This window comes from Pseudoalteromonas sp. SG43-5, from assembly GCF_014164345.1.
Lineage (GTDB): Bacteria > Pseudomonadota > Gammaproteobacteria > Enterobacterales > Alteromonadaceae > Pseudoalteromonas > Pseudoalteromonas distincta.
The window spans coordinates 1-23,568 of the sequence record NZ_JACJFA010000016.1; the positions used below are offsets into that span (position 1 = coordinate 1).

The window sequence follows — 23,568 nt, forward strand, 5'->3', positions numbered from 1 at the left end:
GTTCGTTAATCATAATGTGCCCTCAAACAAGATTTGAAGATCTGATCATGACATTGAGATTTAGTTCAAAAAAATCCCCGCTAATTTCTTAGCAGGGATTTGTGTATAAGAGACAGCTTTTTAAGTGGCTTTGTTGTTTTTAATTTGTGTAAATTTATGAATAAGGAAGGCTCACTTGAACGTTTAAGCCGCCCTCTATTTTGTTATGTAAACTTATATGCCCTTGGTGCGCTTCTGCTATTTCTCTGCATAAGGCTAACCCTAAACCACTCCCCGTACTTTTTGTAGAATAAAAGGGCACTAAAGCATTTGCCATTACTTGCTCGCTCATTCCTTTGCCGCAGTCGCTTACATTTATAACACAAGCTTGGGGTACAAACTCGACCTGAATATGTATTTCATTAGCATTGGAACCTGACTCGTGTGAATTTTTTAATAGGTTTATGAGCAGCTGCTCGAGTTGTGTTTGATCAGCTTGTAATTCATTGTGTGAATTTTTTATTTCGTAGCTAAATTGCCAGTGGTTTTTTAAATTATTGAGGGTGTTTTGCCAGTTAACCCGCGTTTTTTGTGGCTGAGGTAATTTAGCAAACTTGCCATAGCCTTGTACAAATTCAGTTAAATGACTAATTCGCTCATCAATAGTTGCAAATACACGGGCAAGACGAGACTCATCAACTTTATTTGCGAGCAATTGTGCGCTGTGTAGCATGGATGACATAGGGCCGAGTGAATTATTTAATTCGTGGCTAATAATGCGTATTACTTTTTTCCACACCGCAACTTCTTGACGACTAAGTTCACGGGTTAACTGTTTAAATATATATAAATGATGCTTTTGATTATTAAGTAAAAACTCCCCAGTGGCTAAATGCCAAGTTTGCGAGTCTTGATTCTCTATTTCTATATTAAAGAGGCCATCAATACCGTGCTCTATAGCTGCTACTAATTGCAGAGGCGAATTTTCGAGTAATTTACTTAGCTGCATACCTTCAAGGCGAGTTGCGCTATTAAATAAACTACGGCTAATTAAATTACTAAATACCACCGTATTATTATCATTGACCAGCAATAACGCTTGCGGCGAGCTTTGCAAAACTTTATCAAGCATTAACTCGCGCTGGTAAATCCATTGTTTTTCTTGGCGAAGCTGTTTTGCGGTTTGATTATAAAGTTGGCATAGTTTTCCAAGTTCATCATTACTTTTATACGCAAGCAAACTGGAGAGCTCACCATCTTTAAAATTAAGTAATCCGGTTTCAAGCGATTGCATGCCAAGCTTTATTGGCTTGGTGAGAGCTCTTGAAAGCAGAGTGCTAAATGTAAGCGTTAGTAATATTAAAAACAGAGTGTAGTAAATATCAAAGCCACTTAGCGCGGCAATAATAACAACAGGCAGCGCGCTACAAAGCCCGCAAATTAATACAACCTTTTGGCTTAGGGTAAAGTTGCTAATAATGTTTGGCATTAATAATCAATACCCATTTTTTGTAATCGACGATAAAGAGCTTGTCGGCTTAAACCAAATTCACGGGCCACTTTGGCTATAACACCTTGATGAGCGCGCATTGCGTGTTCTATTTCCTGTTTGGTAGGCTCTGCTTTTGCTTCTTGTTGAGCAGTAACCGGTGACGATAGTGCAAAGTCATCGACTTTAAGCGCACCTGTAGGTTTTAGTACCGCTACACGCTTACAAGCGTTTTCTAGCTCTCGAACGTTACCCGGCCATTTGTAGTGTTGAAGTGCTTGCTCTGTGTGTATAGTCAGCTCTCGGTGAGGTAAAAAATGGCTAATAAGTGCTAAAACATCATCTTGTCTTTCACTTAGGGCAGGCAAATTGAGCTCAATTACATTAAGACGATAATATAAGTCTTCCCTAAATCGACCTTGTTGAATTGCTTGTAGTAAGTTTTCGTTAGTAGCCGATATAACCCGCACATTTACCTTTCGTGTTTGTGTTGAGCCTAAACGTTCAAACTCGCCGGTTTGTAGTACGCGTAGTAATTTTATTTGTCCTGAAAGTGGTAAATTACCAATTTCATCTAAAAATAACGTACCGCCATCAGCTGCTTCAAATCGACCAATACGTTGTTTGGTTATCCCCGTATATGCTCCGGCTTCAGCGCCAAAAAGTTCGGCCTCTATAAGTTCTTGCGGAAGTGCACCTGCGTTTACCTTAATAAAAGGCTGCGATACAAGCGGGGAGTTTTTTTGAATAATATGCGCAATACACTCTTTGCCACTCCCATTAGGGCCTGTAATTAATGCAGATATATCAGATTTAGCCACTTGAAGCGCCATAGTAACCAGTCGTTCCATCGCAGTACTTTTAAATATTAGCCCAGCAAGGTCTGCATTTTTAAATGTACCTTCACGTTCTTGTTGATGGCGATTATGCGTCGCCATTATTTTTTTAGCACTGCCTAGCTCTATTAAGTTACTGATACAAACTAGTAGTTTTGCATCATCCCAGGGTTTTGGTAAGTAATCAGCAGCACCGGCTTTTACAAGCTCAATGGCGGTGGCAAGTTCGGTCCAGGCTGTAATAAGTATAATAGGTAGGTGTGGGTTTATTTCTCGTAGTTCATAAAACAACGCTTTACCTTCTTCGCCAGAGGTGGTGTCGCTGGTAAAGTTCATGTCTTGGATTACAAGCTCAATTCGCTGATAGCGAACTATTTGCAAAGCATCAAATGGATTTGTTGCAGTGACTACCGAAAAATCGTGGATCTCGAGCAACAATGAAAGTGCGTCGAGTACTGCTTGGTTATCATCAACAATGAGTATTTTATGAGTCATAGGTTATTTTTATAATTTTTTAATGGCTACACTGCCTTACTAAGCAGTGTAGTATAGTGATTTACATATTATTAAATAGTGCGAGTTGCAATACTGGGCGAAATATTGGCAGCGCGTTTAGCCGGCGCTAATACTGCAAGTAAACTCATTAAAAATACAGCAATGGCGGTAACGGCTATATAACTTGGCGGTAGTGCGGCTACAGAAAAATACTGCATTAACATTTTCCCAAGTAGTATTGCTGTTACTACACCTAAGGCTAAACCTAGGCTACAAATTAATGCATTTTCTACTAAAAAGTAGCTAACAATAGCTGACTTTCTTGCGCCAAGTGCTCTGCGTGTACCAATTTGCTTAGTACGTTTGCTAATATTAAATAAGGTTAAGCCAAAAATACCGAGAGCGGTTATAAGCACTAAAATAGTGATTAATACTATGAGCATGCGCATCATAAGGCGATCTTGAGCGGTATACTCATTTTTTAATTCATCAAGCCCTTTAATGTTGTTAATAACGCGTTTGCTGTAATTTTCGAGCATGGCATTTTCTATTTTTTTCATTACAGCTGCTCGCTGACCAGGCTTAGTACGAACGGCAACTTGTGCATAACTTGCTGCTTTAATATAAGGAATTAACGCAAGATTATCGGGTTTACTGTCTTTGAGCCACGGGCCTTTCATTTTTCCGATCACGCCAATAATTTTAAGTGGTAGGTCGCCAAAATAAACTATTTTTCCTAAACCATCTCCATCAGGGTAGAGCTCATCAAGTAAGGCTTTAGTGACTATAGTGACGTTGGTGCGCTTTTGTGTAATTTCGTTTGTAACGAGCACTTCATCTTCGGTAAAGTTTCGCCCTGCAATTAAGTTAACGCCGTAGGTATTAATTGCGTGGTCATCTATAAAAATATAAGCGGTCCTGACACTTAGGCCTTCTTGTGGAGCAGGTTTTAAATTAAAGCTCGAAGCGCTGCCACCCCCTGATAGCGGAATACTACTGCTTAATGCGGCATCAGCTACGCCTGGCATTTTTCTAAGCATGCTTTCATCAAGCTCAAACTGCTGGCTTAAGTTAATATCAGTACCAAAGGTCATTACATTAAACTTAAATATATCTTGCTCAGGGTAGCCCGTTTCTTGGTTTAAATAGCTAATTCTATCTTGAATAATAAACGCAGCGTTACTGACTATAGCTGTGGTAATTGCAATTTGAATTAGCAGTAATACAGCGCCCACCTTTGAGCGGCATAAGGCGTTAAATATAGGTTTTATTTCTAACATTGTGACATTCCTTATTGGCTCTTAAGATAAATAGCAGGATTGGTTTTACACACTAACCAAGCTGGGTAAAAACCAGCTAAAATGCAGGTTGTAATTGCAATCAATGGGGCGCTCAATAGCATGGTTAAATCCATTGTCGCTAAGTTTTCATAGTAGTCGTAGCTTTGCCCTACGCCCATTAAGCCAAGTTGTGCTAGTACAATTCCTAGCATGCCACCTATAAAGCCAAGCAGGGCGACCTCAACTAAGTGCTGTAAAAATATTTGCCTTTTACTAGCACCTAATGCGCGTCTTACACCTACTTCTGGCGCTCTGCGTAAAAACTTAGCTAAAAGTAAACCTAAAATATTGGCTAAGCAGACACCTAAGAACATAAAGCTCAGGCCCACTAAAATTTTATTGTCTTCGGTGACGACGTTGTTGTATTGCATCCATTGGTTTACATCGCGAAGTTTATACTCAAGTTCTTTACGATTAAATCGACCACGTTTTTGTTGTTCTTGCATATAGGCTAATAAGTAATTTTGATAGGCTTGTTTTTGTTCAAGCGTATTTAGCTCTGCCCAAAACTGGATCCATACTTGCTCAGATTGCAGTTTATCTGCAAAGGTTGGTGTGTTTTCGTGTTTCCATCCGTTGCTATTGCCCCAACTTACTAGCTCTTTTGTCTTTATTAAGCTAAAGGGCATAAATAACTCTTCTACTTGATTAAATGCACCGTTATTTAAATCATAATATTTAATATTGAGAGGCCAATGGTTAATAACACCAACTACTTGATAGCTTGCATCATCTAAGTAAATCAGTTCTCCGACAGAGTTTTTTCCAGCAAATAGTTTATCGTTTATCTCTTGGGTAATAACAACCACAGGTGCGGCAGAGTCTTCTTGCTCTTTGCTCCAAGCCCCCCCGTATAAAAATGACAAATTAAACATGCTAAAAAAGTCAGGCGTTGTCATGCGAGCATTACCTATAAAAGGTTTTATTTTGTCGGAGTCTAGATAAACTGAGAAACCGGTACGCATCATAGCCACTTTTTTCTCTGGCGTGGGTGCGTTTAATAAGTTCTCAGCATCTTGATAGGTCAGTTGCAGTGGCATGTTATCTTCTGTCCACCACGTACTACCATCGTCCATTGTTTGTAATTGCACACTGTAAAGTTGGCTGCTTTTTTCTGGTATAGGATCGGCCGACATCATGTGATAAACACTAAGGCTGGTCATTGTTATGCCTATACCTATCGCAATGGCAAGTACCATTAAAAAGCTAACCAATGGGGTGCGCTTGAAGCTGCGCCAACTTAAATCTAAATAATGAATAAACATTAGTTAAACCCCCGATGCTGTTTTTATAGTTTGCGCGCCTTGATAAAGTGTAAAGTCGGCAAGTTGCCCATCAACTACTTGAATATTTCGCGGAGCACGGCGGGCTAATTCGCTATCATGCGTTACCATTACAATAGTGGCACCGTCGCGATTGATTTGTTCAAGTAACTCCATAACTTGGCGAGCCATTAAGCTGTCAAGGTTACCTGTTGGCTCATCGGCAAGTAAAAAACGAGGTTCACCAGCAAGCGCACGGGCTATTGCCACACGTTGTTGCTGGCCACCGGAGAGTTGCTGAGGTAAGTGTTTAGCGCGAGATGCTAAACCAACTTGTTCAAGGCATTGCTCAATTCGACGTTTTCGCTCATTTGCTTTAATCCCTCTATAGCGAAGAGGAACTTCTATGTTTTCATATAAATTTAAATCGGGGATCAAATTAAAGCCTTGGAATATAAAGCCAATTTTTTGATTACGTAAATCAGCACGTTGGTTATCGTTTAGGCTACCAACATTAACGCCATCTAACAGGTACTCACCTTCGTTAAAAGGCTCGAGCATACCTGCAATATTTAAAAAGGTTGTTTTTCCTGAGCCGCTAGGACCGGTAACAGCAATAAATTCGCCTTCGTTTACTTGCAGGTTAAAGTCTCGAAGCGCATGGGTTTGTACCATTTCTGTTTGGTATACTTTACTTACATTGTTCATTTGTAACATGGTTGTTCCTAATTATTTTTAGCGTTGGTTGAGAACGTCTGTTTAATTTAATAAAATCGTATCGGCTTGCTTAAAGTCGCTGTAGCTTGAAATAATAATTTCATCGTTTTCTTTAACACCGCTTAAAAGTTCAACCGCATTAATGCTGGTGGCGCCTATTGTAATAGGTATACGCTTTGCAATATTGCCTTCTACCTTATAAGCAAAAATTCCGCCTTGCTGCATAAAAGCGCCGCGTTTTACCTGCATTACACCTTCTCGGTTGTCGAGTAAAATACGTGCAGTTAAGCGTTGGTTTTGACGGATGTTGTTAGTAACACCTTTAAATCGGACGCGTGCTGTTACTTCACGATTATTAACTTCTGGTGATATGGCGGATAAATTCCCCATCGCTGTTTCATTGCCTAACTTAAGCTCTACTTCCATACCGAGTCCTAATTCGTTGGCGTAACTTTCAGGTACTTGGAGTTCGACTTCAAAATTACTTAAGTCGACGAGAGTCATAAGAGGTTGGCTTTGCGTCACTGCGGCTTTTTGTTGCACTAATAGGTTACCCACAATCCCTGTAACGGTAGCCTTAATAGATAGGTTTCTTACTTTTCGGATTAAGTCATCAACAATAAGTTGTTGGCGGATTACATCACTTTTAGCTGCTTGTAGTTCAAAGGCGAGCGTGTCTTTGGCAAGTAATACCTCTTGTTGTGCATGCTTATATGTGAGCCTTGCACGTGATAAATCATCAACTGCTTTTTCAAGATCAATTTGGCTGATTAAGTGCTTTTGAATTGATAACTGCGCACGACGATTTTCGCGCTCAGCGGCGTTAAGCTCAACTTGTGCCATATCGAGTGTTTTATTTAAGGTGAGTGTTTGGCGTCTTGCTTGCAAATGTTGCCTTTGCTGCTCGCCTTCAAGCCTTTTAAGTACAGACTCCTGTTGCTTTAATTCATTAGTCAACTCAGGACTTTGCAGCAGGGCAAGTGTGTCGCCTTGCTTTACTGTATCACCGGCCTTTACTTTTAAATCTATAAATCCACGTTCCGGGCTATAGATTTGAGGGGCATTGGCAGCAACAATTTTACCACTGGCGGCAATGTCCCGAATAAGTGCTTTAACATGTACTTTTGCAATTTGCACTATTGAGCGGCTAATAGAGCTTTTAGCGCTATGGCTAGTTAAAAAAATATAAGCAATTGCAGAGACCACAATGAAAACAATCGCAGTGATTATCGCGTATTTTTTATAGCTTATAGGAGCCTTTACTTGTACGTCTTGTGCGCTGGTATCTTTAATCATTTAATTTCCCCTACCTTGCTTTTATGTATTCTTCGCACAGCAGTAATAAAGCTGCTGTGCAAATTGCGGCAATAGGAGAGAGTAAAAATAAGCTTAGAGTAAACATAGTAATTCCAATTAGCGATTATATATAAAGCTATACGATTAATATGCCAACAATTATGGTATTGATATTTAAGTGATTTTATTTTTTTGTTCTTTAAATTCATGTCCGCGGACAGTTTGTGTGTCCGCATCGGACACTGGTTTAAATAAAAATTCACTATTAACGTACAAAAAATGACATGAACTTTCATAACTATACTAATGAGCTGCAATAATCGGGGATGTTAAGCCATTAAAGTAATGAAATAGCATAAAACTATCTAAATGTTAACTGAATAGCCCTTCATTTATTGAATACTTATTCACTTTTGCTTGTCTTTACGTTTACGTAAGCTGCGACTTTGAGCGCTTGTGTTTTTTACAATATGTTAAACTTGACACCAGTGTCATGAAAAAATAGTGGTTAAAATAACGCTAAATGTTAAAAATAATGATAAAAAGAAATCTTGCTATGAAGTGAGAAATATTCAAGAATGTGAATATGTATTCAAAGTGCTATTGACTCTATTTAAGATAGAGGCTAGTTTTGTCCGTCTGTTAGCAAATCGTCGAGCAGTTCATCCACGCTAACAGTGCAGCAAGGGGAGGGGTCTATGTTATACGACTCAAAGTTAGAAAAAGAAAATTGTGGCTTTGGCTTAATAGCCCAAGTTAATGGTCAAGCTAGTCATAGGCTTATTCGTACTGCTATTACGGGGCTTGATCGCATGCAGCACCGTGGCGGTATATCTGCCGATGGTAAAACAGGTGATGGCTGTGGTTTATTATTACAAAAACCAGATAGCTTTTTCCGTGCAATTGCCAGTGAACATAATTGGCACTTAGGCAAAAACTACGCAGTGGGTATGATATTTTTAAATTCAGACCCTGTTTTAGCACAAGCTGCAAAACAAATACTTAGCGAAGAATTAGAAAAAGAAACGCTAAATATTTTAGGTTGGCGTGTTGTACCAACCGACCCATCTATGTTGGGTCCTATTGCTGTACAGCAATTACCAGGTTTTGAACAAATTTTTGTTAGCGCGCCAGAAGGTTGGCGTTCTAAAGACTTAGAGCGTCGCTTATATGTAGCACGCCGCCGCGCTGAAAAGCGCATTGTTGATGATGAAGCTTTCTATATCGCAAGTCTATCTGGTTTGGTAACTATCTATAAAGGCTTAATGATGCCTGCAGATTTACCTAATTTTTATCTAGATTTAGCTGATATTCGTATGACAAGTGCGATTTGTGTTTTTCATCAGCGTTTTTCTACTAATACACAACCGCGTTGGCCTTTAGCTCAACCTTTCCGCTATTTAGCACACAATGGTGAAATTAATACTATTGAAGGTAACCGCCAGTGGGCACGCGCACGTTCATATAAGTTTGCGTCACCGCTTATTCCTGATTTACAAAGCGCAGCGCCGTTTGTAAACGAAACCGGTTCTGATTCATCAAGCCTAGATAATATGCTTGAGCTGTTTTTAGCTGGTGGCATGGATTTATTCCGCGCTATGCGTATGCTCGTGCCACCTGCATGGCAAAAAAACCGTGCAATGGACGATGATTTACGTGCATTTTACGACTTTAACTCTATGCATATGGAACCATGGGATGGCCCCGCCGGTATTGTTATGTCGGATGGTCGTTTTGCAGCGTGTAACCTTGACCGTAATGGACTTCGCCCAGCACGTTATGTAATTACACAAGATGGTTTTATTACGCTCGCATCAGAAGTGGGTATTTGGGATTACACTGCCGATGAAGTGGTTGAAAAAGGCCGTGTTGGTCCAGGTGAATTATTAGTTATTGATACTAAACTTGGCAAAATCTGGCACTCGGATGAAATCGATCAAGATTTAAAATCTCGCCATCCTTACAAGTCATGGCTTGAAGAAAACGTTAAACGTTTAGTTCCATTTGAAGAACTTACTGAGCAAGACGCTGGTAATCGCTCATTTGATGACGAAACGCTAGCTAAATATCAAAAAATGTTTGGTTATACCAACGAAGAGCTTGATAGCGTTATTCGTGTAATGGGTGAAAACGGCCAAGAAGCGACAGGCTCAATGGGTGATGACACGCCATTTGCTGTGCTTAGTGAAGGGCATCGTTCACTTTATGATTACTTCCGCCAAAAATTTGCGCAAGTAACAAATCCACCTATCGATCCACTACGTGAAAACCATGTAATGTCGCTTGCAACCTGTATTGGTAGTGAGCAAAACGTATTTAACGAAACAACGGGCCACGCTAAGCGCCTACAGTTTGATACACCAATTTTAATGTACGCAGACATGCAGCAGCTATTAAATGCTGATGAAGCGCACTACAGCTACTGTAAAATTGATATTACCTATACAGTTGAAGAGGGTTTAGAAAACGCGGTTACGCGTATTTGTGACCAAGCACAAGAAAAAGCAGCTGCGGGCTGTATCATGCTTATTTTAACTGACCGTAACTTTGATGAAATAAATTTACCAATTCCAGCAGCTATGGCTGTAGGTGCGGTACAAAAACGCTTAGTTGATAACAACTTGCGCTGTGAATCAAATATTATCATTGAAACTGGCAGCGTGCGAGATGCGCACCAGTTTGCTGTGCTATTAGGTTTTGGTGCTACGGCAATTTATCCATACCTTGCGTATGAATCGTTAGTTGCGATGAGCGACAGCAAAATTATTGATAAGTCGTATTGCGAAGTGACCCTTGCTTATCGTAAAGCCATTAATAAAGGCTTGTACAAAATTATGTCTAAAATGGGCATAAGTACGGTTGCATCTTATCGTTGTTCAATGTTGTTTGAAGCGGTGGGATTATCTGATGCGATTATTGAAATGTGCTTTAAAGGCGTTGCAAGTCGTATACAAGGTGCATGCTTTACCGACTTTGATGACGATCAGCAAAGTTTGCACAAACTTGCTTTAAGTAAGCGTAAATTATTAAGCCACGGTGGTTTATTTAAGTACGTTCACGGTGGTGAGTATCATGCTTATAATCCAGATGTTATTCAAACCCTGCAAAAAGCGGTTCGATCAGGTGATTATAAAGACTACAGTGCGTACGCTGATTTAGTTAATAATCGTCCAATTGCGACTTTGCGCGATATGTTAGCGCTTAAACTACCTGAGCAAGGTATAAGCATCGATGAAGTAGAGTCTGCAGAAAACCTATACAAGCGTTTTGACTCAGCAGCAATGAGTATTGGTGCGTTATCACCAGAAGCTCATGAAGCGCTAGCAATTGCAATGAACCGCTTAGGTGGTTGTTCAAACTCTGGTGAAGGCGGTGAAGATAAACTGCGTTATGGTACAGAGAAAAACTCGCGTATTAAACAAGTCGCTTCAGGTCGATTTGGTGTAACGCCTCATTACTTACGCAGTGCTGACGTTATTCAAATTAAAGTAGCGCAAGGTGCAAAACCAGGCGAAGGTGGACAATTACCGGGTGAAAAAGTAACGCCGTATATTGCTAAGCTTCGTTATTCGGTACCAGGTGTTACGTTAATTTCGCCACCACCACATCACGATATTTACTCAATTGAAGATTTAGCACAGCTAATTTTCGATTTAAAACAAGTAAACCCTAAAGCACTTATTTCTGTAAAACTTGTTTCAGAGCCAGGTGTGGGAACCATTGCAACAGGTGTTGCTAAAGCATATGCCGATTTAATTACTATTTCTGGCTACGATGGCGGTACAGGCGCAAGCCCACTTACTTCTGTTAAATATGCGGGTAGCCCATGGGAGCTTGGACTTGCTGAAACACAGCAAGCACTAGTTGAAAATGGCCTTCGTCATCGTATTCGCCTGCAAACAGATGGTGGCTTAAAAACAGGTTTAGATATTATTAAAGCGGCAATTTTAGGTGCTGAAAGCTTTGGTTTTGGTACTGGTCCAATGGTTGCCCTTGGGTGTAAATACTTACGTATTTGTCACTTAAATAACTGTGCGACCGGTGTTGCAACACAAGACGAAACACTTCGTCAAAAGCATTATCACGGCTTACCAGAAATGGCGATGAACTACTTTAAGTTTATAGCGCAAGAAGCGCGTGAAATTATGGCTAGCCTAGGCGTTGCAAATTTAACTGACTTAATTGGCCGTTTAGATTTATTAGAAGAAATTGAAGGCAAAACTGCAAAGCAGAAGAAAATTGATTTATCGTCTGTTATTGCTCAGCCGAACAACCCAACTGGCGAAACGCTTTATTGTAGTGCGCCTAACAGTTCGCATTATCTAGGTAAGTTAAACGAAAGTTTATTAGCTAAAGCGCAAGAGGCAATTGATACGTCAAGCGGTATCTCGCTTGTGAGTCGTATTTGTAATACTGACCGCTCTGTAGGTGCAATGCTTTCGGGTTATATTGCTGATAAACACGGTAATCAAGGTATGGCGGCAGACCCCGTAGCAATTGAATTACACGGTACGGCGGGTCAATCGTTTGGTGTTTGGAATGCCGGTGGTCTTGAAATGACATTGGTTGGCGATGCTAACGATTACGTAGGTAAGGGCATGGCAGGCGGTAAGTTAGTTATTCGTCCACCACTTGGCTCATCTTTTGAAAGTCATAAAGCAACCATTGCTGGAAACACATGTTTGTACGGCGCTACAGGCGGAAAACTGTTTGCAGCGGGTTGTGCCGGTGAGCGCTTTGCAGTTCGTAACTCAGGTGTGCAAGCGGTTGTTGAAGGTGTAGGTGACAACGGTTGTGAATACATGACCGGTGGCGTTGTGTGTGTACTTGGTAATGTAGGTGTTAACTTTGGCGCGGGTATGACTGGTGGTTTTGCTTATATTTTAGATGAGCGAAATGATTTTGAAAAACGCATTAATCCAGAGCTTGTAGAAATAGTAACACTAGACGAATTAACGTCGCATCAAGAACATTTACGCGGCTTAATTGCTGAGCATTTAGAGCTTACGGGTTCGTGCAGAGCAGAAAGCATTTTAGCTAACTTTGAACTGTACTTACCGATGTTCAAATTAGTAAAACCAAAATCAAGCGACGTAAAAAGTTTACTCGGGCATCGCGCTCGCAGTAGTGCCGAACTACGTGTTCAGGCGCAATAAGGGGGCAGTATGAGCGAAAATGTATATCAATTTATAGACGTGCAGCGTGTAGACCCACGCAAAAAACCAATCTCGTCACGTAAAAAATCTTTCGTAGAAATTTACGAACCCTTTTCAGAAAATCAGGTTAACTCACAAGCTGATCGTTGTTTAGATTGTGGTAACCCGTATTGTGAGTGGAAGTGCCCAGTACATAACTACATTCCACAATGGTTAAAGTTAATACGCACAGGTCGTATTATAGAGGCAGCAGAGCTTTCTCATCGTACAAATAGCTTACCAGAAGTGTGTGGGCGTGTTTGCCCACAAGACCGTTTGTGTGAAGGTTCGTGTACATTAGATGAAGAGTTTGGTGCGGTTACAATTGGTAATATTGAAAAATACATTACCGATGAGGCATTTAAAATGGGCTGGAAGCCTGATATGTCTTATGTAACTTGGACCGACAAAAAAGTAGCTATTATTGGTGCAGGCCCAGCTGGTTTAGGGTGTGCTGATATTTTAGTTCGTAACGGCGTAAAACCAGTAGTGTTTGATCGTCACCCAGAAATTGGCGGACTACTCACGTTTGGTATTCCTTCTTTTAAACTTGAAAAAGAAGTGATGCAAAAGCGCCGTGAAATTTTCACTGAAATGGGCGTGGAGTTTAAGTTAAATGTTGAAGTAGGTGTTGATATTACGCTTGATCAAATTTTAGCTGATTACGACGCCGTATTTTTAGGAGTTGGTACGTATCAAAGTATGCGTGCAGGTCTTGAAAATGAAGATGCACCAGGTGTTCACGATGCACTCCCGTTCTTGATTGGTAACACTAACCGTGTAATGGGCTATGACGAGACTAAGCAGCCGTGTATTGATATGGCTAACCAAAAAGTAGTTGTACTTGGTGGTGGTGATACAGCGATGGACTGCGTGCGTACGTCTATTCGTCAAAATGCTGCAAAAGTAACGTGTGCTTATCGTCGTGATAAAGAAAATATGCCTGGTTCTAAACGTGAAGTTAAAAACGCCAAAGAAGAAGGCGTTATATTTACCTATAACGTTCAGCCTAAAGGCATTGTATTGAACGATAAAGGTAAAGTAACTGGCGTTAGAATGGTTAAAACTAAATTAGGCGAACCTGACGCAAATGGCAGAAGTCGTGCTGAAGAAGTACCTGGTTCAGAGCATGTGATTGAAGCTGACCAAGTTATTATGGCATTTGGTTTCCAGCCTCACAAAATGGATTGGTTAGAAAAATACGATGTAGAAATAAACCACTGGGGCGGCATTAATGCTCCAGAACAAGGTGAATTTACACATCAAACAACGAACCCTAAAATATTTGCTGGTGGCGATATTGTGCGTGGTTCAGATTTAGTGGTAACCGCTATTTTTGAAGGACGTAATGCTGCAGAAGGTATTATGGATTATTTAAAAGTCTAATTGTTCGTATTAATAAAATGAATAAGAAGCAAGCCAACTGGCTTGCTTTTTTATTTGTTTTATTCGAATGTAATGTCAACGTAGTTAGTAACAAACGGTATTATATTAATATCACCTGTAGCATAACTTTCTTTAGCGACACCTTCCGTTCTTACTTTCATATAGTAACTACCAGAAGGAACTACCTTGTCATAGTGGGTTGTTCTTGTTTCGAGCCAAATACGGTTGCTTTGGGCATCTATTAACCAGCCTTGAGGGCTAATCTCATACATATAAGCCTTACATTTTACTTCACCTACACGAGGATGCAGGCACTTATTTATAGCAACTCGAGTTTGTTTTTTTTGATTTTCAGCTGTACTAGCTAACGTTATTTGGCCATAATCTCTAGCTTCTTTTGTTGCTTTATACGCTAAAACTTTTGTTTGCGTCGTTGTATAAGCACTTTGATTTGAAGAGTTAATTGATTGGTTGCTAGAGCTAGATACACTATTTACAGCACCGTTAATACCATCTTTAACTGCGCGAGTTATATCATTACTTTTACAGCCACTCAGTACTATTAGTGCAGGAACAAGAAGAGCAAGTTTATTCATTTTTAATCCTTAACGTTATTGTTTTATCCTAGGCTTTATTTCTTTAAATAAAGCGTATTACATCATGGGATCATACATTACAATAACCGTATTCATCCCTGATAAAGGTAAATAATGACTAAAATATACACTTTTATCAAGCCTAAATAACTAATCTTTGGAGTTGATTTAAATATAAAGTTGGTTCATTATCGCACGCTGTTTACGGTTTGCTTACTTTTTACATACAAGTAGGCTTTTATACATTAATAAAATAAATAGAAATTATGTACGAATATTCAAACAAATCGGAAAGGAAACTCATTGTTCGATTCTTCTCTTCAATAGGGTTTATAGCAACGTTTTCGATGGCTAGCTTAGCATTTATTAATAGCAGTTATTTATTAGCGTGTACCCTGGTTGTTTCTTCGTTTGTTTATTTATTGGCATTTAGCATAAGTAGGGGAGTAGAGAAGTCAGGCACTATAATTTTATACAACCTTTATGCACTAATGTTTTACCTAGTCCTCACTGGTGGAGCACAAGGAACAGGGCCTATATGGATATTCATAGTGTCTCCTGTTACTTATTCAATACGCGGACTTAAACGAGGTACATTTGATATAATTTTGTTTTTATTAGCGATTGTTTTAGGCTTTTACTGCGCTGATACATTCAATATATATGACTATAGTCCGGAACAGTTTCCTATCAGAATCATACTCGCTTTTATAATTGTCGCGTCGCTGAGTGGCTACTACGAGTTTTCAAGAGAAAAATACAGCAGTAAAATAATTGCTTTGAGTCAAAAAAATGAATTTTTAGCAACTATAGATCCACTCACTAACCTGCCAAACCGTCGCTATACCATGAATAAGCTTGTGGCTTTTAAAAGTGAGCTGAAAGATAATAATACTCCCTTTGTAATTTTATTAGCTGATGTAGATAATTTTAAAAAAATTAATGATCAATTCGGCCATGATTTTGGCGATGAAGCACTTATTCAGTTAGCTAAAACCTTTGATAAAAGTATTCCAAAAAATGCGATTGCATCACGTTGGGGCGGAGAGGAGTTTTTAATTGTTATCCCAAATGCAACAGTTGAGCAGGGGGAGCAAGTTGCAGAAAAAATCCACAACGCCCTTGAAGCTTCAGCTGTGAGCTTATTTTCAGATAGTACCAATATTACGCTAAGTATTGGTGTTATCTCTGCAAGTGCCGAACGCTCAATTGATCTTGATATCAAGCGTGCTGATGAACTACTTTATAAAGCAAAAGCGCAAGGTAAAAACAGAACATGTTCTTCTTAAAAGTTTATCTACTTTAATCCATTGAAAACGAATCAAGTGATGGCTTTATTTTAGCCTTTCTGCGCTTTACGCTCATGTAACACATTGCATTACAGACAATCTGCATTGTAATTAATAGCCAATAACTTATGCCTAAGTCACTTAGGTTATTTACTTTTTCGCTAGTAAAGTAATAGGCTACAGCGATTATCTGAAGAACTAAAAAGCTATTTAAAAACCTCAGTAAACGCTGTTTAAAGTAAGTATGCTTATATTTACTAAAAATAATTAAACAGCTGCTTAGCGCTAATAAAAACCAACTTAAAATGATACAAAAATTAACTAAAGTACTGTGCATTATTTAATCCTTCAAAGCTCTATTAACCAATATTAGGCATGGGCCATTATTAGTTCTTTAGCATTCGCTTTAGCTGTTTTACTGATATTATCACCACCAAGTAAGCGAGCTATTTCATTAATACGACCATCTTTATTCAAAGGCAGCATATGAGTGAACGTTTCGCCTTGTGCTATTTCTTTAGCTACAAAAAATTGTTGGTGTGCGCTACTAGCAACTTGCGGTAAATGGGTAACACAAATCACTTGAGTAGACTTACCTAACTGGCGCAATAGTTTGCCTACGGCTGATGCTGTAGGGCCAGAAATACCTACATCAACTTCATCAAAAATAAGCGTTGGGGTTGTTACTTTTTGGGCAATAATTACCTGTATAGCAAGGCTAATTCGCGAAAGCTCACCACCTGAGGCTACTTTAGCTAACGGCTGAAGTGGTTGCCCCGGATTAGTTGATACTAAAAACGACACATTATCGTACCCTAAGCTATTAGGTGCGCGGCTACTCTCTTGAGTTAAAGCTATTTCAAATACACCGTTTTCCATCGATAAATTAGCCATGCTTTCACTTATTAGTGTGTTAAGTGTATTAGCATACTCATAGCGACTTTTACTTAGTTCATCGGCAGCTTGCTTATAACTAATTAACGCGCTTTCTATTTCTGACTCTAGTTGCTCCAGACGATTACTATTATTACTTATTGACTCAAGCTCCTGAGCAATCGATTGATGAAACTCAACTAGCTGCTGTGGTTTTATGTGATGCTTACGCGCTAAATCCATCGCACCGCTTAGTCTATTTTCTACTTCACCTAAACGAGCAGGATCTAAATCTGCTTGCTCAGTATAATTTCGAACTTCACGGCTTGCTTCTTCAACTTGTACTGCGGCTTCACTAAGGAGCGCTGCTACGCCTGCTAAGATTTCGTCGTATTGAGCCAGCTCAGCGAATTGTTGGGCACTGTGCTGCAGCATTGAACAAGCATTTTGTTCATCACTTTCATATAAGTATTGTAATTCACGTTGGCACGATTCTAATATTGTTTGGCTGTTACTAAGTTTGTAATGCTCGGCCTCAATTAAATCAAACTCACCTTCTTGTAAGGCAAACTCATCGAGCTCTGCAACTTGGTATTCTAACAATTGTTTTTGCGCTGCTTGTTTCTGCTGTTGTTGCTCTAAATGTTTAAATTCTTTTTGTAAGTTAGCAAACTGTTTATAGTTGTTATTTACATCATTTACTAAGTGGTGATGCCCTGCATAGGCATCTAAAAGCTGTAACTGATGCTCAGCTTTTAATAAGTGTTGGTGGGCATGTTGTCCATGAATAGATATTAAATATTGACCAAGTTCTTTTAATTGTGATGCGGTAACGGCACTGCCATTAATATAGCTTTTACTGCGTCCATTTTTGCAAACAACACGACGTAATAAACATTCATTATCGTCATTGTTTAACATATGTTGCTCTAAAAACGATTGAGCTAGCGGTAAATCTGTTAGGTCAAATTGAGCGCACACTTCTGCTTTATCAGAGCTTGGGCGCACTGCTGATGCTTCAGCTCGTTCACCTAAACATAATGATAGCGCATCAATAGCAATAGATTTACCAGCACCTGTCTCGCCAGTGATCGCGGTCATACCGCTGCGCCATTCTGTGCTTAAATTACTAACAATTGCAAAATTTTTAACTTCTAAACCAATTAACATACTGTTTATCCATCCAGTCAATTAACTGTTAATTTATACAGTGTTTTGGTTTTTTGCAAATTAATTTTTTATTATTTATGCAACGCTTACATCTTGAGTAAATTGTGTATCAGAAGTTTTTGGGGAGGTATCAATTTGATCATCAACAATATCAGTAGCTTGTATAATGTCTTCGGTTTTAAGTAGTCCGATAAGTGGAGGTAAAGTATTTAGGTAAAAACTCTTATTGTATAAAATTCCTTGCTGAGGTAACTCAGATACAAAGTACTGTATATTATCAATCAATGGCTGGATTATATTCGTTTGATTAGTTTTAATTAACTCGTTGGACAACGTATTAATTAGTAGGTCAGCGGTATCTTCAAGTTGTTGCAAATTCTCGTCTGTATGCGATTGCACAACAAAAAAATTATTTACAATAGCTTGAATACGAGGAACGTATTTTGGGCGAATTATTTTAGCATCAAGAAGATCATTAAGTTTTACTCTAAGGCGTGAATTTACATGCGAAACACGTTCATTAAATAGCTTTTTTCTAGCTTCGATTGCTTTTTTGCGATTACTCTCAATTTTGAGGTAACTGTATAAAAGTGTAATTAATAGCAGTAAAGCAAAGAATACTACATAAGTCATTGCCGTTTGTTCCTGAAATGTTTAATTTTTAGTTGTTACTAATATTTTGCTCTATCGTTTAACTTTTGGCAATAAAATTAGTACAAACGACTACCCCAATTTAGTTTTGTACGTAAAACGTTGTAGTACGAGTAATTTTTTGGATGAATTAAACGCAATTGTTTATCCGCTTTTTTAATTACTACCTCATCGCCGGGTAATACGGCAAGCACGACATGGCTGTCGCAACTTACCTGTAGGCTATCTGTATTTTCTAGGCTTAGCTTTAAACGAACTTCATTATCGGCATCGACAACTAAAGGTCTGCTAGATAAGGTATGAGGAAACATAGGTACTAACGATATTGCATTTAGCTCTGGCGTTAAAATTGGCCCGCCACCTGAAAGTGAATATGCCGTAGAGCCAGTAGGGGTTGATACTATTAAACCGTCAGAGCGCTGAGAAAACACAAAGTCATTATTTATAAAAGCTTCAAACTCAATCATATGCGCTACTTTATCGGCATGAAGTACCGCTTCGTTAACGGCTGAGTTTGCACTCTTTAATTCGTTGTGGCGATATACTTCTACTTCTAATAAAAAGCGTTTTTCTTCAAGGTACTCACCACTGAGGACTTGCTCTAAGCTCGCTTCAAACCCTTCAGGGTTTAAATCAGTTAAAAAGCCAAGGTTACCTCTATTTACACCAATAACAGCAATGTTAAAGCGCGCAAGCACGCGTGCAGCACCAAGCATGTTACCGTCACCGCCTACAACAATAGCTAAATCGGCTTGTTCTCCTAAGTCGACTAACTTAACAAGTTTGTCATGAGGGATATCGTCTAATTGACTCCCTGTGCGTTTTTCTACTATTACCTCAAAACCAAGCGCAAGTAAAAATGTATGTAAGCGCTGAAGGGTAGCAGCGGCTCCCGGGTGATTAGGTTTGCCAATTAGGCCTATGGTATTAAAAGGAGAGTCCATAATGTACGCACAAAAAGATTTAATAATTGTAGAGTAACTCAAAACAGAAGTGTTTGAAAATACAGATTATAGCAATATTATAAACCTTCAATTTTATTCGCAGTGAGTTAACTGCACGACTTGAAAAACAACTAAACGCCCCGATATCTCTTTCATGCAACAAGATGTAGATACCATGAAACTAAACTCACGAGATCAGCAAATTTTTTCAGCTGTTATGAACATGTACTGTAATGGTGAAGGCTTGCCTGTTCCATCAACAAAAATTGCCAAGCTCAAAGGCATGGCAGTATGCTCGGCTACGGTTCGTAATGCTATGGCTCGCTTAGAAAAAGTGGGGCTATTGTATTCACCTCATACATCTGCAGGACGAGTGCCCACAAATGAAGGGTTTGATTATTGGTTTGACGAGTTTTTTCCACTCGCTGACATTGCTAATTATTGGCAACCAGAGCAATCACAACTCGTTGAACTAGCGCATGGTTTGAGCCAAAAATACCAAATATGTTGTTGTGTTGGTTTACCACAAGCCAGCTCGCAGCAAGTGTTTAGAGTAGAAGTGCTTGATTTTGATTCTACCGACTGGCTTATTCTATTAATAGACAGGGCTGGGCAGAGCCACAACATTTGTATTGATAAACCTCATGATTCGTCAGATTCTGTTCGTTATCAGTTTGCAACATGGTTGAATACCGTATTTAGCCAACAAACTCTTATGGAGGGTTTGTATCGTATGCAGGCGATGGCAAATACAGCGCCTCGAAATTGTCATGATTCGCTTAATCAATGGACGCGACAACTAAGTCAAAAATTAGGCTCAGATAATAGTATTGTAGTTGGCGAAAATTACCTCTATAAACAAATCGATTGTGAGCAAAGTTTAAATATTGGTGTTTCGTTTTTAAATTATGTAGAAGATAAACTCGCTTTTAAAAACGGTGTATCGGTACTTAATAGCGAAAAATTGCCTTTTACTGAGTGTGATGAATTGATCGTAATAAGCGTGCCGTACTTTCAAAATCAAGAATACCAAAGCCGCTTTTGTATAATTTGCCCTAAATCAGCGCAAATCGAAGAAATAATTCGAGAATTTAAATTAATTGAGGCATCTAACTCTTGAATCTTTTTATTCAATCCCCATAATTACCGCAGTTGTAAAGAATTGGAGCACGTATTTTATGTCTGAGCAGACACAAAACCCTGAGCAAGAAGTAGAATTAAACGAAGAAATTTCTAAAATGCAGGCTGATGTAGAAGCAGCAGTAGAAGCCGCTGATCAACATGCAGAAGAAGAGCAAAGCCCTGAAGCAGAAATAGCTATGCTATATGCAGAGCTTGAAGCTGCTAAACAAACTATTGCTGATCAAAAAGATGGTGTTGTTCGTGCTGCAGCAGACGTAGACAACATTCGTCGTCGTGCAGCACAAGATGTAGAAAAAGCGCATAAGTTTGCACTAGAAAAATTTGCTAACGAATTACTACCTGTAATTGATAATCTTGAGCGTGCTATTGAGTTTTCTGATAAAGAAAATGAGACTTTAAAGCCGTTGCTTGAAGGTATCGATATGACAGTTAAAAGCTTTAACGATGCTGTTGCAAAGTTTGGTGTTGAAATTGTAAACCCTCAAGGTGAGCAGTTTAATCCAGATTTTCATCAAGCAATGTCAATTCAACCAAGTAACGATGTAACACCTAATACAGTACTTGCTGTTATGCAAAAAGGTTACACATTGAATGGTCGTTTATTACGCCCTGCAATGGTTATGGTTTCTAAAGCTGCTGATGCTTAATTGAATTATTAGTTTTAAAAAATGCCTCATATTGAGGCATTTTTTTTGTCTTTTTTATAGTGAATTAACTGTACGAGCATAGTAAGCAAAACAGCGCTGAACATTAAACTTGAAAACGGCACTGCGCTTTTTGCATGCATAATAGCGAGTAGTGGGCCAACTAATGCGCCACTGCCAAAACGAAGTGTGCCAATTACGGCCGTTGCCGTGCCTGTGTTTTTTTCAAACTTCATTAATATTAGCGAGTCAGCATTACTTGCAGTGACGCCTAAGCTCATCATTAATGGCGCAATAGCAGCCACAATATAATAAAGTGATAAATGCAATAAGCTAAATGTTAACAAAGCCAGCCCCGATACAAATCCAAATGTAAGCCCAATATAGAGCATTTTTCGAGAGCCCAGCCTTGGTACAATTCGCGTATTTAAAAAGTTACCAAACATCAGCGCCATTACGTTAAAGGCAAATAACACACCAAATAACTGTTCTGACACTTCATATAAATCTAAATAAATAAATGGTACTGAGGTCAAAAAGCAAAAAAATCCAAACGATACAAACATAGAACTGAGTATGTCGGCACGTGCATCTTTATTACTGAGTACTGTTTTATAGCTATCAAAAAATAGAGCGAGACCCTTTTTTTCGTTTTTGTGAATAGGAATATCAATTAGATACACTTGCACAAACGCCAATATTAAAAAGCTATACCCAGCAAGAACCAAAAATATGGTTGACCAAACAGAAAATCCTAAAATAAACGAGCCAACAGAGGGGGCAACTAACGGCGCTACCATCATAATCATCGACACATACGACATTCCCTTAGCTGTATTTTGCTGATAAATATGGCGAATAATACCCGGTACTACTACCGTTGCTGCCGCTCCCGTAAATGCTTGCACTGCTCGAAGAGTCCAAAAAGCATGGATTTCGGTGGTAAATGCCAGTGCAAGTGAGCTTGCACCAAATAAGGTTAAGCCGATACGTGCAAGCTTACGGCGGCCAATTTGATCGGCAATGGGGCCAAAAAATAGCATCCCTAATGAATAGCCTGCTAAGTAAATACTCAACGATATTTGTACATTGGGCATATTAGTGTGTAAATCGTTTGCAATTACCAGCATGGCAGGTAAGTACATATCTATCGCCAATGGCGTAATCGCCACGATACTGGCTAATAAAGGCAATAAAATACGGGTATTAAAAGACGAGGCTGAGGCGTCCATGTGTAAACTCAACAATCACTAAAAACAAGGGTTATAGTGTAACAGGGCATTGTATTTGGATAAACTTAGTTTGCCCGCTAAGTTTATCGTCATATTGCTTTTTTTTTAATATAACGGTACATAAAGCAAATATTTTAAATTGGTACTGTGTTTGCTATTCTACAAGCAATAAAAAATTCATTACTTAAGAGAATTATCATGAAAAAACTAGTACTTGCAGTATTAGCGACAGCCGTTTTAGCCGGTTGTAAAACGTCACCAACAGGACGTACTCAAATAGCGCTTTACTCAGATCAACAAATGAGTGAAATGGGTACTGCTAGCTTTGCAGATATGAAAAAAAGCCAACCAATTAATAAAGATGCTAAAACAAATTCTTATGTAAATTGTATTGCTGAAAAAGTAGTCGCTGTATTACCAAAAGAATACGCGTCGCAAAATTGGGAAGTAGTAGTATTTGAAGATGAATCTGCTAACGCTTTTGCACTACCTGGTGGTTACATTGGGGTTCATACGGGCTTACTAAAAATAGCCACCAATCAAGACCAACTAGCAACAGTACTAGGGCACGAAGTAGGGCACGTAATTGCTGAGCATTCTAATGAGCGTGTTTCACAAAGCTCTATTTTAGATACCGGTATGCAGCTTGGTAGTGCTGCACTTGAAATGGGTAATATTCAATACCGTAACGAAATTATGCAAGGCTTAGGTTTGGGCGCACAATATGGAGTTGTTTTACCATTTAGCCGCTCTCACGAATCAGAAGCCGATACTATAGGTCTGGATTTAATGGCACAGGCGGGGTTTAATCCACAAGAGTCGGTTACACTTTGGGAAAATATGAGTGCAGCGGGCAGCGGTACAACCCCTGAGTTTTTATCTACTCACCCAGCGCCAAGTAACCGTATTAAAAATCTACAAGCGCAAATGAGTAAAGCACTTAGCGAGCAAAGCACTGCTAAAGCACAGGGTAAAAACCCACAATGCACACTGTAGTTAAGCGCTTTACTATCTGAAGTAGTGTACGTTTA

General features: G+C 39.2%; 18 protein-coding genes. 6 read left to right on the forward strand and 12 right to left on the reverse strand.

Going from position 1 to position 23,568, the window contains the following annotated elements:
- Positions 1 to 154: 154 nt before the first annotated feature.
- The 6 genes from H5161_RS15200 to H5161_RS15225 all read right to left on the reverse strand — a co-directional run bounded on the left by H5161_RS15200 (position 155) and on the right by H5161_RS15225 (position 7,414).
- Entirely contained in the window at positions 155 to 1,468 is a 1,314-nt protein-coding gene (locus tag H5161_RS15200; RefSeq protein WP_182769600.1) for a PAS domain-containing sensor histidine kinase, read from the reverse strand.
- Positions 1,468 to 2,799 carry a sigma-54 dependent transcriptional regulator gene (locus tag H5161_RS15205; protein WP_182769601.1) on the reverse strand — a complete coding sequence of 444 codons (1,332 nt, stop codon included), beginning with the start codon at positions 2,797 to 2,799 and terminating at the stop codon, positions 1,468 to 1,470. The genes H5161_RS15200 and H5161_RS15205 overlap by 1 nt, the downstream gene beginning before the upstream one ends.
- A 71-nt stretch (positions 2,800 to 2,870) precedes the next feature.
- Positions 2,871 to 4,079, reverse strand: coding sequence for an ABC transporter permease (locus H5161_RS15210; RefSeq protein ID WP_182769602.1), 1,209 nt, complete (start codon positions 4,077 to 4,079; stop codon positions 2,871 to 2,873).
- Between the two features lie 11 nt (positions 4,080 to 4,090).
- Positions 4,091 to 5,404, reverse strand: coding sequence for an ABC transporter permease (locus tag H5161_RS15215; protein ID WP_182769603.1), 1,314 nt, complete (start codon positions 5,402 to 5,404; stop codon positions 4,091 to 4,093).
- Between the two features lie 3 nt (positions 5,405 to 5,407).
- Positions 5,408 to 6,118, reverse strand: coding sequence for an ABC transporter ATP-binding protein (locus H5161_RS15220; protein WP_004335374.1), 711 nt, complete (start codon positions 6,116 to 6,118; stop codon positions 5,408 to 5,410).
- Positions 6,119 to 6,160: 42 nt separating this feature from the next.
- Positions 6,161 to 7,414 carry an efflux RND transporter periplasmic adaptor subunit gene (locus H5161_RS15225; protein WP_182769604.1) on the reverse strand — a complete coding sequence of 418 codons (1,254 nt, stop codon included), beginning with the start codon at positions 7,412 to 7,414 and terminating at the stop codon, positions 6,161 to 6,163.
- A 698-nt stretch (positions 7,415 to 8,112) separates the two neighbouring features.
- Here H5161_RS15225 and gltB point away from each other — a divergent pair.
- Both gltB and H5161_RS15235 read left to right on the forward strand, forming a co-directional pair.
- On the forward strand, positions 8,113 to 12,570 hold the full coding sequence (gltB, locus tag H5161_RS15230; RefSeq protein ID WP_004335377.1) for a glutamate synthase large subunit: 4,458 nt from the start codon (positions 8,113 to 8,115) through the stop codon (positions 12,568 to 12,570).
- 9 nt (positions 12,571 to 12,579) lie between these two features.
- On the forward strand, positions 12,580 to 13,995 hold the full coding sequence (locus H5161_RS15235) for an FAD-dependent oxidoreductase (RefSeq protein WP_004335378.1): 1,416 nt from the start codon (positions 12,580 to 12,582) through the stop codon (positions 13,993 to 13,995).
- Positions 13,996 to 14,054: 59 nt separating this feature from the next.
- Here H5161_RS15235 and H5161_RS15240 read toward each other — a convergent pair whose 3' ends face one another.
- Positions 14,055 to 14,591, reverse strand: a complete 537-nt coding sequence (locus tag H5161_RS15240) for a hypothetical protein (protein ID WP_182769605.1) — start codon at positions 14,589 to 14,591, stop codon at positions 14,055 to 14,057.
- Positions 14,592 to 14,857: 266 nt separating this feature from the next.
- Between H5161_RS15240 and H5161_RS15245 the strand changes: the two genes are divergently transcribed.
- Positions 14,858 to 15,880: a GGDEF domain-containing protein gene (locus H5161_RS15245; protein ID WP_404936167.1), complete on the forward strand. Its 1,023-nt coding sequence runs from the start codon at positions 14,858 to 14,860 to the stop codon at positions 15,878 to 15,880.
- A gap of 13 nt (positions 15,881 to 15,893) precedes the next feature.
- Here H5161_RS15245 and H5161_RS15250 read toward each other — a convergent pair whose 3' ends face one another.
- The 4 genes from H5161_RS15250 to nadK form a co-directional block, all read right to left on the reverse strand.
- Entirely contained in the window at positions 15,894 to 16,217 is a 324-nt protein-coding gene (locus H5161_RS15250; RefSeq protein WP_182733692.1) for a hypothetical protein, read from the reverse strand.
- A gap of 32 nt (positions 16,218 to 16,249) precedes the next feature.
- Positions 16,250 to 17,923: a DNA repair protein RecN gene (gene recN / locus H5161_RS15255; protein WP_182769606.1), complete on the reverse strand. Its 1,674-nt coding sequence runs from the start codon at positions 17,921 to 17,923 to the stop codon at positions 16,250 to 16,252.
- A gap of 75 nt (positions 17,924 to 17,998) precedes the next feature.
- A complete protein-coding gene (locus H5161_RS15260) occupies positions 17,999 to 18,556 on the reverse strand; it encodes a hypothetical protein (RefSeq protein WP_182695626.1) in 558 nt (185 codons plus the stop codon).
- A 77-nt stretch (positions 18,557 to 18,633) separates the two neighbouring features.
- On the reverse strand, positions 18,634 to 19,518 hold the full coding sequence (nadK, locus tag H5161_RS15265; protein ID WP_004335384.1) for an NAD(+) kinase: 885 nt from the start codon (positions 19,516 to 19,518) through the stop codon (positions 18,634 to 18,636).
- A 154-nt stretch (positions 19,519 to 19,672) separates the two neighbouring features.
- Between nadK and H5161_RS15270 the strand changes: the two genes are divergently transcribed.
- A complete protein-coding gene (locus H5161_RS15270; protein ID WP_004335385.1) occupies positions 19,673 to 20,638 on the forward strand; it encodes an HrcA family transcriptional regulator in 966 nt (321 codons plus the stop codon).
- 58 nt (positions 20,639 to 20,696) lie between these two features.
- Positions 20,697 to 21,308 carry a nucleotide exchange factor GrpE gene (gene grpE, locus H5161_RS15275; RefSeq protein ID WP_024597391.1) on the forward strand — a complete coding sequence of 204 codons (612 nt, stop codon included), beginning with the start codon at positions 20,697 to 20,699 and terminating at the stop codon, positions 21,306 to 21,308.
- A 26-nt stretch (positions 21,309 to 21,334) separates the two neighbouring features.
- Here grpE and H5161_RS15280 read toward each other — a convergent pair whose 3' ends face one another.
- Complete coding sequence (locus H5161_RS15280; protein WP_182197406.1) at positions 21,335 to 22,537, reverse strand: Bcr/CflA family efflux MFS transporter; 1,203 nt, start codon at positions 22,535 to 22,537, stop codon at positions 21,335 to 21,337.
- Positions 22,538 to 22,735: 198 nt separating this feature from the next.
- Here H5161_RS15280 and H5161_RS15285 point away from each other — a divergent pair, with 198 nt between their 5' ends.
- Positions 22,736 to 23,533 (forward strand): M48 family metallopeptidase, encoded by a 798-nt coding sequence (locus tag H5161_RS15285; protein ID WP_004335391.1) that lies wholly within the window; start codon positions 22,736 to 22,738, stop codon positions 23,531 to 23,533.
- Positions 23,534 to 23,568: the final 35 nt, after the last annotated feature.